The sequence below is a fragment of the Agrobacterium sp. DE0009 genome (assembly GCF_007680755.1).
In the GTDB taxonomy this organism is placed as follows: domain Bacteria; phylum Pseudomonadota; class Alphaproteobacteria; order Rhizobiales; family Rhizobiaceae; genus Agrobacterium; species Agrobacterium tumefaciens_B.
In genome coordinates this window covers 54,822-70,018 of record NZ_VEIU01000001.1, presented here as the reverse complement: position 1 = coordinate 70,018, position 15,197 = coordinate 54,822, and the positions used below count along the sequence as shown (strand labels likewise).

Genomic DNA, 15,197 nt, shown 5'->3' with positions numbered 1-15,197 from the left:
CGCCACCGGCCCCAAGGGGATCGGAGCCTGTCCGGAAATTCAAACCAGCCAGCAGTGGGACAAGCCCTAGAATAGCGGTGGAGATGTTTTCAATTGCACCAATACTCCTATCGCCGACCTCACTCCCCCTTGATGATATTCGCCATCTCCTCGCGCAGCGAATCCCGGCCTTCGTCACCCACCCGGTGGATGTCGCTGATGACAGGACGGCCATCCTCTTCGATGACGTCGAAATGCACCTCGTCCACGGTCGCCTTCATCTCAGCTTCGTCCATGCAGGCCCAGAGCTTGAATTTGGCCGTCACATCAGTCACGCCATCCTTGACCGCACCCGCCGTCACGGACACATCCTGCAGCGGGCAACCGTCCTGCGAATTGGTCACGACATCGTAACCGAAGGGATCGCCCTTCTCGCCGCTTTCGGCCTCGTATGCCGGCTTCTTGGAGGCTTCACGGTATTGCGCGACGAACTCCTTGCTGAAGAGGCTCGTCAGCATGTCCTCGTCGAATATGTATTTCCAGTTTTCCGCATCGCCGGACCAATTCTTGACGGTGATATCCATCACCTTCTGGACGGGATCGGCGGGTCCGGCTGCGAGGGCGGCGTGGGAAAAGAGGACGGCGGCAGTGAGAAGCAGAATTTTCCGCATGGTGTGATCCCGGTAGAGGCCCAGAGACGGGCGAAGCGATTCGCCTGACTGTATTCCGGCATTATGGTTTGGCAATGCGCAAAGCGTTATTGCGCTGCGCCAAAAAAGCGCCCCCCATGGCTTTGCCTCAAGCGCGTGCAATGCTATAGCCGCACCGGATATTTTTCCGACTATTGGCGTCAACAGGCGCCACAGCTTCGAAGGTGAGGAATTCATGGCAAAGATCAAGGTAGCCAATCCGGTCGTCGATCTCGACGGCGACGAAATGACCCGTATCATCTGGCAGCTCATCAAGGACAAGCTGATCCTGCCATACCTCGATCTCGACATCGAATATTACGATCTCTCGGTTGAAAACCGCGATGCCACCAACGACCAGGTCACGGTCGATGCGGCCCACGCCATCAAGAAGCACGGCGTCGGCATCAAGTGCGCCACCATCACCCCCGATGAGCAGCGCGTCGAAGAATTCGGCCTGAAGCAGATGTGGAAGAGCCCGAACGGCACCATCCGCAACATTCTGGGCGGCGTCATCTTCCGCGAGCCGATCATCTGCAAGAACGTTCCGCGCCTCGTTCCGGGCTGGACCAAGCCTATCGTTGTCGGCCGCCACGCTTTCGGTGACCAATACAAGGCAACCGACTTCAAGTTCCCCGGCAAGGGCAAGCTGACCATCAAGTTCGTCGGTGAAGACGGCCAGGTCATCGAGAAGGACGTTTTCGACGCACCGAGCGCCGGCGTGGCTCTCGCCATGTACAACCTCGACGAATCCATCCGCGAATTCGCCCGCGCATCCATGAACTATGGCCTGATGCGCAAGTGGCCGGTCTACCTCTCCACGAAGAACACCATCCTCAAGGCCTATGACGGCCGCTTCAAGGATATCTTCGAAGAAGTCTACCAGACCGAGTTCAAGGCGCAGTTCGACGAAATCGGCATCACCTATGAGCACCGCCTGATCGACGACATGGTCGCTTCCGCGCTGAAGTGGTCCGGCGGCTACATCTGGGCCTGCAAGAACTACGACGGCGACGTTCAGTCCGACACGGTTGCGCAGGGCTTCGGCTCGCTCGGCCTGATGACCTCCGTTCTTCTGTCTCCCGATGGCCGTACGGTCGAAGCCGAAGCTGCACACGGCACGGTCACGCGCCATTACCGTCAGCACCAGAAGGGTCAGGAAACCTCGACCAACTCGATCGCCTCGATCTTCGCCTGGACCCGTGGCCTCGCCCACCGCGCCAAGCTGGACGACAATGCGGAACTCGCAAAGTTCGCGACGACGCTCGAGACCGTCTGCGTCGACACCGTCGAAAGCGGCTATATGACCAAGGACCTCGCGCTCCTCATCGGACCCGACCAGCCCTGGCTCTCCACCACCGCTTTCCTCGACAAAATCGACGAAAACCTCAAGAAGGCGATGGCTGCGTAAACCGGCTTTTCAAAAACATCAAAACCCGGCCTCAGCGCCGGGTTTTTTTTATTTTGCGCGGCATAGATGAAATAACAGCTCAATAAAGACACCATAAACAACCATATAGCGAACTAATATCGCAAATGGCTGCCATGCGTTGGTATAGAAACGAGAGCAGCGCAACGTGTGATTTGTTTTTTTCCTCAGCCTGTCTTGATTAGCCTCTGTACTAGGCGCAGAATTCGATTTCGAGTGCCGGGATCAAAAGAACAACAAGACCAAGCGACACCACATCTACTTGCAATTAACTTGCCCGGCACAGTCAAATATCCATCGGAGCATCGGCGCGATCTCAGGGAACACGTAAGCGATGTTGCGACCATAACAAGGTGGAGCGCAGGGTAGAAATCCCTGCCGATTTCCATGATGCATCGACGATTTTGCTTGGGGAGGCAAAAGCATGAGTGAACTGATCTTTTACACGAACCCCATGTCGCGCGGCCGCATTGCTCGCTGGATGCTTGAAGAAGTGGGTGTACCCTACCGAACCGAGATACTTCGTTTCGAAACCTCGATGAAATCGCCCGCCTACCGGCTGATCAATCCGATGGCGAAGGTACCCGCCATCAAACATGGCGATACCATCGTCACCGAGGCCGCAGCAATCTGCGCCTATCTGGCAGATGCCTTTCCCGGCGCGAACCTTGCGCCCACGCCGAAATCGCGCGGGCTCTATTACCGCTGGATGTTCTTCGCCGCGGGCCCGCTGGAAATGGCGGCGAGCATGAAGGCGATGGGTTTCGAAGTCCCCAAGGAAAAACTGCGCATGGCCGGCTGCGGCAGCTATGCGGATGTGATGAACACGCTGGAGCGGGCCGTCAGTGAAAACCGCTTTATCGCCGGCGATCTCTTTACCGCCGCGGATGTCTATGTCGGCGCCCATGTCGGCTGGGGCCTGCAATTCGGCACGATTGAAAAACGCCCGGCGTTTCTGGATTATATGACGCACCTCACCGACCGCCCGGCCTTCAAACGAGCCACGCAGCTTGACGAGGAAGCGGCAAAGGAAATGAACACGACGGGATAAGACTGGCCAGCCTTGCGCTGCCAATAAACAATACTCCGCCCGACAATTAAATGTCTGATCGATCATTCGGCGGGTTATTCAGCGGACGGGCCGAGCGGCTCTCCGACATCTATTGCATGTCCGTCCGGATCGTAAAAACGGAAGACTTTCTGCCCCCAGGTCTGCCGCTGGAGCGGGTGGATAAGCTCCACGTGCGGCGCGATATTTTGAAAAGCCGCGTCGACATCCGCATGCTCGAAATAAAGGAGAAGATTTCGTCTGCCATAGGATTCTTCCGCGCCCGACGATGTCCCCCAGACGGTCTCGGCAAGCGACCGCCCGTCGTGGATTGCAAAGCCAGTTTCAAAGCGGACGAAGTTTCCGAAATCCTCGGCTATCTTCAGGCCGAGCCTGTCGCGATAAAACGCCTTAGACCGATCGATGTCACGCACGAAAGGGATGGGATTTACAAAACGCATCGTTTCCCTCCGTAGCTTCCTTGGTGGTCAAGGTCGAGACAAAAGGCGGGGAAAACCCCGCCTCCTCAATTCTTGTCGATCAGGCCGCCAGCGCCGCGGCCACCGCATCGATGGCCTCCTGCGCCTTGGCGCCATCTGGGCCGCCAGCCTGCGCCATATCAGGGCGGCCGCCGCCGCCCTTGCCGCCAAGGGCAGCAGACGCGGTGCGGACGATATCGACAGCGCTGAAACGGGCCGTCAGATCTTCGGTCACGGCGGCGACAGCGCTCGCCTTGCCATCTTCGGAAACGGCAATCAGCAGCACGACGCCAGAGCCGAGATTGGCCTTGGCCTCATCGGCAAGCCCCTTGAGATCCTTGGCATCGATACCAGCAAGGGATTTTGCCAGGAAGTTGACGCCGGCAACCTGCTTGACGTCGCTTGCGCCGGCATCGGCCGAACCGCCGCCCATGGCGAGCTTGCGGCGAGCATCGGCAAGCTCGCGCTCCAGCTTCTTGCGCTCGTCCAGCAGGCCTTCAACGCGCGACAGAACATCGCCCGGCTGAACCTTCAGCGACGAGGCCAGCGCCTTCACCCGCTCATCCTGCTCAGAAAGATAGGCGAGCGCGCCCTGGCCGGTTACGGCTTCGAGGCGTCGCACGCCCGCACCCACGGCGCTTTCACCGAGGATGCGGATAAGACCGATCTGGCCGGTGGCGCCGACATGCGTGCCGCCACAAAGCTCGACGGAATAAGGACGGTTTGCCTTTGCGCCATGCAGGCCGGTACCCATCGAGACGACACGAACCTCGTCACCGTATTTTTCGCCGAACAATGCCATCGCGCCCTCGGCAATGGCGTCATCGACGCTCATCAGGCGGGTGACGACAGGAGAGTTCTGCAGCACGATTTCGTTGGCCATCTCTTCGACAACCTTCAGCTCCTCGGCAGACATTGGCTTCGGGTGTGAAACGTCGAAACGCAGGCGCTCGGGCGCGACCAGCGACCCCTTCTGGGCAACGTGGGTGCCGAGCACTTCACGCAACGCCTCATGCAGCAGGTGGGTGGCGGAGTGATTGGCGCGCAGACGCGAGCGGCGGTCATGATCGACCGTCAACTGAACGGCATCGCCGACTTTCAGGCCGCCCCTGGAAACGGTGCCCATATGGACGAAGAGGCCTTCGCCCCGCTTCTGGGTGTCGGAAACGGCAAAGGCGCCGTTGTCGCCGGTGATGACGCCGGTATCGCCCATCTGGCCGCCGGATTCGCCATAAAACGGCGTCTGGTTGACGACGACCTGCACGGTCTCGCCATCCGCAGCGCTTTCGACAGCCTTGCCGTCCTTGACGATGGCCTGAATGACGCCCTCGGCAGTTTCCGTGTCGTAACCGAGGAACTCGGTGGCGCCGAGCTTTTCCTTGAGCTCGAACCAGATCGTTTCGGTCGCCTTGTCACCGGACCCGGCCCAATGCGAGCGGGCTTCCGCCTTCTGGCGCTCCATGGCATCGGTGAAGCCGGAGATGTCGACGCCGATTTCACGGGCGCGCAGCGCGTCCTGCGTCAGGTCGAGCGGGAAACCATAGGTGTCGTAAAGCTTGAAAGCGGTTTCGCCATCCAGCATGTCGCCCTTGTGCAGGGTAGAAGTTGCATCCGAAAGCAGCGATAGGCCGCGTTCCAGCGTCTTGCGGAAACGGGTTTCCTCGAGCTTCAGCGTTTCGGAGATCAGCGCTTCGGCGCGGATCAGTTCCGGATAGGCACGCCCCATCTGCTGCACCAGCGACGGCAACAGCTTGTAGATCAGCGGCTCGCGCGCGCCGAGCAGCTCGGCATGGCGCATGGCGCGGCGCATGATGCGGCGCAGAACATAACCGCGGCCTTCATTGGACGGCAGGACGCCATCGGCAATGAGGAAGGCGGACGAGCGCAGATGGTCGGCGATGACCCGGTGGCTGGCGCGTTTCTCACCTTCAGCCGGAACGCCTGTCGCTTCCACCGAAGCGGCAATCAGCGCCCGGAACAGGTCCGTATCGTAATTGTCATGTTTGCCCTGCAGCAGCGCGGAAATACGCTCCAGACCCATGCCGGTATCGATCGACGGGCGCGGCAGGTCGATACGCTCTTCCTTCGTCACCTGCTCATATTGCATGAAGACGAGGTTCCAGATTTCGATGAAGCGATCGCCATCTTCTTCCGGCGAGCCGGGCGGGCCGCCCCAGATATGATCGCCGTGGTCGTAGAAGATTTCGGAACAGGGACCGCAGGGGCCGGTATCGCCCATCGCCCAGAAATTATCGCTGGTCGGGATGCGGATGATGCGGTCATCGGAGAAACCGGCGATCTTCTTCCAGAGGTTAAAGGCCTCGTCGTCGGTGTGATAGACCGTGACCAGCAGACGATTGCGGTCGATGCCGAATTCTTTGGTGATCAGGTTCCAGGCGTGCGTGATCGCCTCTTCCTTGAAATAATCGCCAAAGGAGAAATTGCCGAGCATTTCGAAGAAGGTGTGGTGGCGGGCGGTATAACCGACATTGTCGAGGTCATTATGCTTACCGCCAGCGCGCACGCATTTCTGCGCGGTTGCGGCGGTGGAATAGGGACGGCTTTCCAGACCGGTAAAGACGTTCTTGAACTGCACCATGCCGGCATTGGTGAACATCAGCGTCGGATCGTTGCGCGGCACCAGCGGGCTGGAGGGCACAATCTCGTGTCCGTTCTTCTTGAAGTAGTCGAGAAAGGTCGACCGAATTTCATTTACACCGCTCATGCCCACACACCGCTCACAGCTGGAGTCCATCACCGCCACCTGTAACGATGGCTATATTGCAAAATCACTGGCTTTTATCGTCCGTATCCTGCCCTGTCCAGCCATGGAGACCGGTGAAGGCGCACCGACAAAGAAAAAGGACCATGCGACGGGAAATCACACGGCCCAATTCATTTCAATCAGCTCATTTCAACGAAGCGGCCAGACGGTCGATGTCCGAACCTTCTTGCATATCACCCTTCGTCACCGTCACCATCGCTGTCGCCGGCATCCGGACCACCATTCTGCAGGAACCGGTCAGCGATCAGACCGGCATTCTGGCGCAACGCCAGTTCGATCTCGTTGGCCGTATCCGGATTGTCGCGCAGGAAGGTCTTGGCATTTTCACGCCCCTGCCCGAGACGCTGGCTGTTATAGGAGAACCAGGCACCAGACTTTTCGACGATGCCGGCCTTTACGCCGAGGTCGACAAGCTCGCCGGTCTTGGAAACGCCTTCGCCATACATGATGTCGAATTCCACCTGCTTGAAGGGCGGCGCCATTTTGTTCTTGACGACCTTGACGCGCGTCTGGTTGCCGACAACCTCTTCGCGTTCCTTGACAGCGCCGATACGGCGGATGTCGAGGCGAACCGAGGCGTAGAACTTGAGAGCGTTACCGCCGGTCGTCGTTTCCGGCGAACCGAACATGACGCCAATCTTCATACGGATCTGGTTGATGAAGATGACCATGCATTTCGACTTGGAGATCGAAGCGGTCAGCTTGCGCAGCGCCTGGCTCATCAGACGCGCCTGAAGACCCGGCAGGCTATCACCCATCTCGCCTTCGATTTCCGCCCGCGGCGTCAGCGCCGCAACGGAGTCGACCACGAGCACGTCAACCGCGCCGGAGCGCACCAGCGTATCGGTGATCTCAAGCGCCTGCTCGCCCGTATCCGGCTGCGAGATCAGCAGACTCTGCAGATCAACGCCAAGCTTGCGGGCATAGACCGGATCGAGCGCATGTTCGGCATCGACGAAGGCGCAGATGCCGCCCTTCTTCTGGGCTTCCGCAATGGTCTGCAGCGCCAGCGTCGTTTTACCCGAGCTTTCCGGACCGTAAATTTCAATGATGCGCCCCTTCGGCAGACCGCCGATGCCGAGCGCGATATCCAGGCTGAGCGAGCCCGTCGAAACGGTTTCCACTTCAACCACATTTTCATTAGAACCGAGCTTCATGATCGATCCCTTGCCGAACGACCGTTCGATCTGGGAGAGCGCCGCTTCCAGTGCCTTGCTTTTATCCACCGATTTATCCTCTACGAGACGCAAAGAATTTTGTGCCATCCGAACCACCTTTAGGTTATTGAAGCCGCACAGGCAATGTAGCAGTATGGGAACGGTATGTACTCTATTTGTTCTCATTTCACAAGGCTGAGCCAGCATATTGAAAACAAATAGTGATAAGTCGTTTGTTCTGCTTTCGTTTTTCTGTGCGCGGCCGCTTGCCGTAAACCGGAGGCGAGGTCAGGAAGACGTCAGTTTAGGCCGAATCGTCCGGTCTTTCCATCCGCCAAAGAGGGAAATGCAAGCGTGAAGAAAATACTCGTTCTGGGCGGCGCGCACATCGACAGGCGCGGCATGATCGAGACTGAAACGGCGCCGGGCGCCAGCAACCCCGGCTCCTGGATGGAAGAGGCGGGCGGTGGCGGTTTCAACGCCGCGCGCAACCTTTCCCGGCTCGGCTTTCAAGTCCGTATCATCGCCCCACGCGGCGGCGACGTGACGGGCGAAGCGGTGGCGGAGGCTGCGCGACAGGCGGGAGTCGAGGACACGCCTTTCACCTTCCTCGACCGGCGCACACCGAGCTACACCGCCATTCTGGAGCGTGACGGCAATCTCGTCATCGCGCTGGCCGATATGGATCTCTACAAGCTCTTCACCCCGCGCCGCCTCAAGATACGCACTGTCCGCGAGGCGATAACGGCGAGCGATATCCTGCTTTGCGACGCCAACCTGCCTGAGGATACGCTGACGGCACTAGGCCTCGTTGCCCGCGCCTGCGAAAAGCCGCTCGCCGCCATCGCCATTTCGCCGGCAAAGGCGGTGAAGCTGAAAGCGGCGCTCGGCGATATCGACATCCTCTTCATGAATGAGGCGGAAGCCTGCGCGCTCACTGGCAAGACGGCGGCTGACGTGCGCGACTGGCCCGATATTTTACGCGAGGCCGGGCTTTCCGGCGGCGTCGTCACCCGCGGCGCAAGCGAAGTCGTGGCCTTCAACGAAACGGAAAAAGCAATCCTCCACCCGCCCCTCATCCGTGAGGTGAAGGACGTCACCGGCGCCGGGGATGCCATGGCCTCCGGTTACCTCGCTGCCATTGCGGAGGGAAAAACAATTAGGGAGGCGTTGAGACAGGGGGCCGCGGCAGCGGCGATTACCGTGCAATCGCCCTTTGCGACATCCCACGACCTATCAAAAGACAGTGTCGAAGCCATGTTGGGGCTTGTTCCCCAGGCCGAAATGCTGGCATGAACCCGCTTTTAAGAACTGGAACAGATGAAATGACCCGCCCCATCTCCCCTCTCCTGCCGATCGTCTATTCTCAGGAAGTCGCCGCCGCCAAGCAGCGCGGTGCGCCGCTCGTTGCGCTCGAATCGACCATCATCACCCATGGCATGCCCTATCCCGGCAATATCGAGATGGCGGAAAGCGTCGAGCAGATCATCCGTGATCAGGGCGCGGTTCCGGCCACCATCGCCGTCATTCACGGCACGCTGCATATCGGCCTTGAGAAGGATCAGCTTGAGGCGCTGGCCCAGACCACGGATGCGATGAAGGTCTCACGCGCCGATATCGCCTTTGCGATCGCCGAGCGCCGCACGGGCGCAACGACGGTTGCCGCCACCATGATCGCCGCCGCCCGCGCCGGCATCCGCGTTTTCGCGACCGGCGGCATTGGCGGCGTGCACAAGGGTGCGGAAGAGACCTTCGACATTTCCGCCGACCTGACCGAGCTTGCCAAAACGGGCGTCATCGTCGTCTGCGCCGGCGCGAAAGCCATTCTCGATATTCCGAAGACGCTTGAAGTCCTCGAAACCAACGGCGTACCCGTCGTCACCTTCGGCTCGGAAGAGTTCCCGGCCTTCTGGTCGCGCTCCTCCGGCCTGGCGAGCCCACTTTCGCTGAACAGCCCGGCCGCAATCGCCAACTTCCAGACGACCCGCGAACAGCTCGGCATCGATGGCGGCATGCTGGTAGCCAATCCCGTGCCGGAAGCCGACGAAATTCCGCGCGAGGAAATGGAAATCTACATCAACCGCGCCATCTCGCATGCCGAGCGGGACGAAGTGACAGGCAAGGCGGTGACGCCGTACCTGCTGGGCGACATTTTCCGCCTGACGGACGGCCGCAGCCTCGAAACCAATATCGCGCTGGTTCGCAACAATGCGCAGCTCGCGGCCGAGATTGCGGTGGCGCTAAGCTGACCGTCGGGGTTGGGATCATCCTCAAGGTTGCGGGTGACGGCAGGGTTCGAAAACCTCTCCTCCGTCATGCCGGACTAGATCCGGCATCCAGCCACGGCGCGTCTGCGCCGTGAAACAGTCTTTCGTGATCAAGGACTTGATCACGCTGGACCCCGAATCTGGTCCGGGGTGACGGGTTGCGGATGATCAAGCTTTGCCAAATGCCTCGGCGTTGGGGACATCGTAAGCAACAAAGGCCCGGAGAGCTTGCGCTTCCGGGCCTTGTTTTTTCTATTTGAACCCGATCAGTTCTGAGCGACCGGCTTCACCAGCGGCGTCACGCGGCGGATGGTGACGCGGCGGTTCTGCTGTTCCGGGCCAAGGGTCTGGACCTTCAGGTAACGCTCGCCATAACCCTGCGTCGCGAGGTTTTCCGGCGGAATGCCGTAGACATCGGTCAGCACGTTGGCGACGGAGGCGGCGCGCTCGTCGGAAAGAACCAGGTTGCTTTCATCCGAACCGACGGCGTCGGTATGGCCTTCGATCAGGAAGGTTTCCGCCGGGTTCTTTTGCAGCGCCTTGTTGATCGCGTCGGCGACCTTGCGCAAGGAGCGAGCCTGCGCCATCGGGATCTCGGCGCTGCCGGTCGCAAAGGTGATCGTATCGAGGTCGATACGGCGCACCTTGTCACGGATACGGGCCGAATAGCGCACTTCGTCCAGCGAATAGACACGTTCCACCGGCTCGACGGGCGGCTGTTCCAGGAATCGATAATAATCGCGATCCGGATCGCTCGACGTGTCGATGATGTAGTCCGTCACGGGAATGCGCAGACGCATGGGCGGCAGGTCGAGACCGGGGTCGCGATAAACATAATCGCGGTCGGGATCGTCCATCAGCTCCGGTGCGTAGAACAGCACATATTCGCGACCGCGATCGTCAATACGCGAACGCTGGATCACGTCGCCATAACGGTTACGGATCGTCACGACCTGCGTGCCATCGCGACGTTCCACGGTTTCGCGGACACGACCGCCGGGCAGACGCTCGTAATAAGGCTCGCCGCCATCGCGGATGAAGCGCTGGTTGTCGTCGCCACGCACCACGACGCGGTCACCGAACTGCAGGATGATCGGCGCATCGCCATCGCGATCACGCGGGCGACCCTCACGCGGCTGCCATTCACGTACGCCGTCCGGCCGCTCATATTGCGGGCGACGGTCGACACGCTCGCCCTGCTGGGAGGTGATCGCTTCCAGCTTGACGGGCGGCGGCGGGGCCTTGCCTTCGGCAGCACCGGCGCGCTGCGCCTCGGCGTCGGAGGTCGGAACCTTGAAGTCGCCGGCCTGTTCGCGTTCACGACGGCGTTCTTCGCGGGTCTGGCGGTTGCCGGAGCGCTCCACTTCCTTGTCGCTGTCGAGAACGGCGGCGCCCTTGTCGACCGGCAGGATAACGGTATCGGCCGTCTTGGACGGGTCCTTGGCGATGGCCTTGGCCTTGTCCAGCTGCTCCTTCGTCATCGGCGGTGCTTCGGTCTGCGGAACAGCGACCTGATTGGGCACGGCTTCGCCGGCAGGCGCCTGGCCGGTCGTCGCACCGCTCGGCGGCGGGGTTGGCGCGCCCGGCAGCGGTGCTGCGGGTTCGCCCTTCACCGGTGGCTGCTCTGAAGGCTGCTGACCGGGAGCGGGGTTGGGCTGTGTTTCGGGAGCAGGCGGGCGTGCGGGCGTGGGCGCCTCGGTGGGAACCGGTGCTTCCTTCGCTGCAGGCTCGGGCGCTGCGGGTTTTTTCTCGGGCACGGGCTTTTCGGCCGGGGCGGCCTTCTGCTCCGGTGCTTTTTCTTCTACCGGCTTTTTCTCAGGCGCGGGCTTGGCCGGCTGCTCGGCATTTTCAGGCCGCGCGGCAGGCTGCTGCTCGGCGGCCGGTTCCTTCGCTGGCTCCCGGCGCGGGCGCTCAAGTCGCTGCTCGCCATCTGCGGCCGGCTGTTCGGCGCGGGCGGGCTTGCGCGGGCGTTCCTGCGGCTGCTGTTCGGCAGGGGCTGCTTCCGGGGCTGCTTCGCGCTGGCGGGCCGGGCGCTGTTCGCCCTCACCCTGCGGCTCCTGCGCGCGCTCAGGCTTTCGGGGACGCTCCTGCGGCTGCTCGGCAGGTGCCGGTTCGGGACGCACCTCGCGCTGCTGCGGTTCTGGAGGCGCTTCGCGCTTAGGCTCGGGGCGCGGTTCGGCCGGGGCCTCGCGCTTGGGTTCAGGCTCGCGCTGCGGCTCCGGCTCGCGCTGGGGCTCCGGGGCGCGCTCTTCACGCTTCGGTTCGGCAGGTTGCGCTTCTTCGGCCTGCTGACGCTTCTTCTTGAGTTCCTCTTCCGGGTTTTCCTGGGCCGGCTCCGCCTGCGCCAGAATTATCTGGCCGGGCGCGGTTTGCGACACTGGCGCCTGGGCGCGGGCTGCACCGGCAAAGCCCGCCGCTGCTGGCTCAACCGCAATCGCGAGAGACATGAGCGGAAAAACCACCCCGGTCAGCAATGTGTTTTTCTTTTTCAGCATCAGTGCTTCCTCATCTGCCGTCATTTTGTTTGTCGCAAGATACGCGACGTCGTGGGCCCGGCTTGGCACGCAGGCGCTGTTCAACGCCCAACACACGCTCCGGTTCCCATGATGACCAGATGCTTCTGTACCGGAAATGAACAGATCAAGGCCTTTTCGTGGAAGCTCTGCGGCACAAACGCGGTCGCTAATATTGCAGTTGCATTTTTTGACCAAGCGGATGAATAATCACATCCGCGCTGAAGGCCACAGGCGGTATCCCCCGTTCTGCCGCGCCCAGCGACCATGGCGTCCGCACTGAAAACAACAACAGACCGCGGATGAACGACCAAAAGAGAGGATCGAAATGCCTATTTCCACCCGTCTGCTCGCAGCCGTATCGATTGCCGCCATCTCGCTTTTTTCCGGCGCGGCTCTCGCGCAGGACAAGATCGTCATCGGCACCGAAGGCGCCTACCCGCCCTTCAACAATCTGGAAGCCGACGGCACGCTGACCGGCTTCGACATCGACATCGCCAAGGCGCTGTGCGAACAAATGAAGGCCGAATGCACCTTCGTCACCAATGACTGGGACGGCATCATCCCCGCCCTTCAGGCCAAGAAGTTCGACGCCATCATCGCGTCCATGTCGATCACGCCGGAGCGCCTCCAGAAGGTCGACTTCTCCAAGAAATATTACAACACCCCGCCGGCAATCGCCGTGCCGAAAGATTCGCCGATCAAGTCCATCGAAGATCTCAAGGGCAAGTCTCTCGGCGCGCAGGGTTCCACCACACACTCCAACTATGCCGAAAAGCATTTCCCGGATGCGGACGTGAAGATGTATCCGACCGCCGACGAATATAAGCTCGACATCGCGAATGGCCGCATCGACGCCGTGATCGACGATATCGTCGTGCTGTCGGAGTGGCTGAAGACCGACGCCGGCAAGTGCTGCAAGATCCTGACGCCGCTCAAGGTCGATCCCGAGATCAACGGCAACGGCGCAGGCATTGCCGTGCGCAAGGGCGACACGGCGCTGGCCGACAAGTTCACGGCCGCAATCGCCGGTATCCGCGCCAGCGGCAAGTATCAGGAGATCAACAAAAAATACTTCGATTTCGACGTTTACGGCGATTAAGCCGGTTCGATCTGTTGAAACCTCGTGGCGGAAGGCTTGCCCTTCCGCCATTTTTGTTTGAAAACGTCACGATAACAATCACGGCGGCTTAAGACCGCAGGGGAAAATTGGCATGAGCGGAGCATTTTCCGCCATAGGTGCGTTCTGGGCCTATGTCTCGACACTTCTCGATCCCTTCTGCGGACCGGTCGGTCTCTTCTCGCTTTTCGGAAACGGCACCCTTGTCGCCTGCGGTGATGCGGGCTGGGGCGATGAAATCGCCTTCGGTGTCAAGGTCACGATCTCGCTTGCGCTTGCGACCCTGCCCGTCGGGCTGCTGATCGGTTTCCTCATCGCGCTCGCCGCACAGTCGGAAGAAAAATCACTGCGGCTGGCCGCCGGCATCTACACCACGATCTTCCGCGGCCTGCCGGAACTCTTGACGCTCTTCATCGTCTATTACGGCATTCAGATGCTGCTGCAATCGCTGGCAGGTTACGTCGGATTCAGCGGCCCCATCGAAATCAACGCTTTCGTTGCCGGCATGGTGGCGCTTTCGGTCGTCTTTTCGTCCTATGCTTCCGAAGTGCTGCTTTCGGCTTTCAAGGCCATACCGAAAGGCCAATACGAGGCCGGTGACGCGCTCGGTCTTTCCCGCAGCCGCACCATGGTGCTGATCATCATTCCGCAGCTGGTGCGGATCGCTCTGCCCGGCATGACCAATCTCTGGGTCATCCTGCTGAAAGACACGTCCTACGTCTCGATCATCGGCCTTGCCGATATCATCCGCCAGACCGGCATTGCCGCCCGCGTCAGCAAGGAAGCCTTCTTCTTCTATGGCATCGCCTGCCTGCTTTACCTCATCCTGGCACTCATCTCTTCCGTCGGCATCGGCTTCATCGATCGCTGGTCGCGCAAATCGGAGGCCAGACGATGAGCCATATCCAGGAACTCATTCCGCCGCGCCCGGCGCCGATCGTTGCGGACAAACCGCTGAACATTTCCCGTATCGTCGGCATCGCCGTCATCACGCTCTGGCTGCTCCTCGCCGCCGCGCTGATCTTCGCCATGATCGAAGGCTGGGATTGGGACAAGTTCCAGCGCTATGGGCCGCGCTACATTGATGGTCTCATCACCACCATCACGCTGGTCGGCAGCTCAATCATTCTTGGCGCAATCCTGTCTGTGCCGATCGCCTTTGCCCGCATGTCGGAAAACCGCGTCATCGGCGCGCTCGCCTATGCCTATGTCTATGTCTTCAGAAGCACGCCACTGCTGGCGCAGCTTTTCCTGATCTATTACGGCCTCGGCAGCTTTCGCCCGGCGCTGGAAGCCGTCGATCTCTGGTGGTTTTTCCGCGAAGCCTGGTATTGTGGGCTCCTGTCGCTGACGCTCAACACCGCCGCCTATCAGGCCGAGATCCTGCGCGGAGCGATCCAGAGTGTGCCGCGCGGCCAGCACGAGGGCGCGGCCTCGCTCGGCATCTCGAAATTCATCACCTTCCGCAAGATCATCCTGCCACAGGCGCTGATCGTCGCATTGCGCCCTTATGGCAACGAGATCATCTTGATGATCAAGGGCTCGGCGGTTGTCTCCATCGTCACCGTCTTCGACCTGATGGGCCAGACCCGTTACGCCTTTTCCCGTACCTTCGATTATCAGGCCTATCTCTGGGCTGCGATCTTTTATCTCACGATCGTTGAGACGCTTCGGCATGTTTGGGCCTGGCTGGAAGCCCGGCTGACGCGACACCTCAAGCGTTAAACGCCA

General features: G+C 60.5%; 12 protein-coding genes. 7 read left to right on the top strand and 5 right to left on the bottom strand.

Annotated elements, in window-relative coordinates; translation table 11 throughout:
- Positions 1-119: 119 nt before the first annotated feature.
- Complete coding sequence (locus tag FS804_RS00400) at positions 120-650, bottom strand: hypothetical protein (RefSeq protein WP_186376618.1); 531 nt, start codon at positions 648-650, stop codon at positions 120-122.
- 214 nt (positions 651-864) lie between these two features.
- Between FS804_RS00400 and FS804_RS00395 the strand changes: the two genes are divergently transcribed.
- A complete protein-coding gene (locus FS804_RS00395; protein ID WP_144573948.1) occupies positions 865-2,079 on the top strand; it encodes an NADP-dependent isocitrate dehydrogenase in 1,215 nt (404 codons plus the stop codon).
- A gap of 442 nt (positions 2,080-2,521) precedes the next feature.
- Positions 2,522-3,148: a glutathione S-transferase family protein gene (locus FS804_RS00390; RefSeq protein WP_144573947.1), complete on the top strand. Its 627-nt coding sequence runs from the start codon at positions 2,522-2,524 to the stop codon at positions 3,146-3,148.
- 74 nt (positions 3,149-3,222) lie between these two features.
- On the opposite strand, the gene FS804_RS00385 is transcribed toward FS804_RS00390, so the two are convergent.
- From FS804_RS00385 to recA, 3 genes are all read right to left on the bottom strand, one after another.
- Positions 3,223-3,606, bottom strand: a complete 384-nt coding sequence (locus tag FS804_RS00385; protein WP_144573946.1) for a VOC family protein — start codon at positions 3,604-3,606, stop codon at positions 3,223-3,225.
- A 79-nt stretch (positions 3,607-3,685) separates the two neighbouring features.
- Entirely contained in the window at positions 3,686-6,349 is a 2,664-nt protein-coding gene (alaS, locus tag FS804_RS00380) for an alanine--tRNA ligase (protein WP_144573945.1), read from the bottom strand.
- A 233-nt stretch (positions 6,350-6,582) separates the two neighbouring features.
- Complete coding sequence (gene recA, locus FS804_RS00375; RefSeq protein ID WP_144573944.1) at positions 6,583-7,674, bottom strand: recombinase RecA; 1,092 nt, start codon at positions 7,672-7,674, stop codon at positions 6,583-6,585.
- A 246-nt stretch (positions 7,675-7,920) separates the two neighbouring features.
- Here recA and FS804_RS00370 point away from each other — a divergent pair, with 246 nt between their 5' ends.
- Together FS804_RS00370 and FS804_RS00365 are read left to right on the top strand one after the other, a co-directional pair.
- Complete coding sequence (locus FS804_RS00370) at positions 7,921-8,862, top strand: carbohydrate kinase family protein (protein ID WP_144573943.1); 942 nt, start codon at positions 7,921-7,923, stop codon at positions 8,860-8,862.
- A 29-nt stretch (positions 8,863-8,891) separates the two neighbouring features.
- Positions 8,892-9,815 carry a pseudouridine-5'-phosphate glycosidase gene (locus FS804_RS00365; protein ID WP_063948667.1) on the top strand — a complete coding sequence of 308 codons (924 nt, stop codon included), beginning with the start codon at positions 8,892-8,894 and terminating at the stop codon, positions 9,813-9,815.
- 284 nt (positions 9,816-10,099) lie between these two features.
- Here the strand turns inward: FS804_RS00365 and FS804_RS00360 are convergent, their stop codons facing one another.
- Positions 10,100-12,328, bottom strand: a complete 2,229-nt coding sequence (locus FS804_RS00360) for an OmpA family protein (protein ID WP_144573942.1) — start codon at positions 12,326-12,328, stop codon at positions 10,100-10,102.
- 346 nt (positions 12,329-12,674) lie between these two features.
- Here FS804_RS00360 and FS804_RS00350 point away from each other — a divergent pair, with 346 nt between their 5' ends.
- The 3 genes from FS804_RS00350 to FS804_RS00340 all read left to right on the top strand — a co-directional run bounded on the left by FS804_RS00350 (position 12,675) and on the right by FS804_RS00340 (position 15,191).
- Positions 12,675-13,448, top strand: a complete 774-nt coding sequence (locus FS804_RS00350) for an ABC transporter substrate-binding protein (protein ID WP_144573940.1) — start codon at positions 12,675-12,677, stop codon at positions 13,446-13,448.
- Positions 13,449-13,560: 112 nt separating this feature from the next.
- Positions 13,561-14,364, top strand: coding sequence for an ABC transporter permease (locus FS804_RS00345; RefSeq protein WP_144573939.1), 804 nt, complete (start codon positions 13,561-13,563; stop codon positions 14,362-14,364).
- Positions 14,361-15,191: an ABC transporter permease gene (locus FS804_RS00340; protein WP_144573938.1), complete on the top strand. Its 831-nt coding sequence runs from the start codon at positions 14,361-14,363 to the stop codon at positions 15,189-15,191. Before FS804_RS00345 ends, FS804_RS00340 begins: the two co-directional genes overlap by 4 nt.
- Positions 15,192-15,197: the final 6 nt, after the last annotated feature.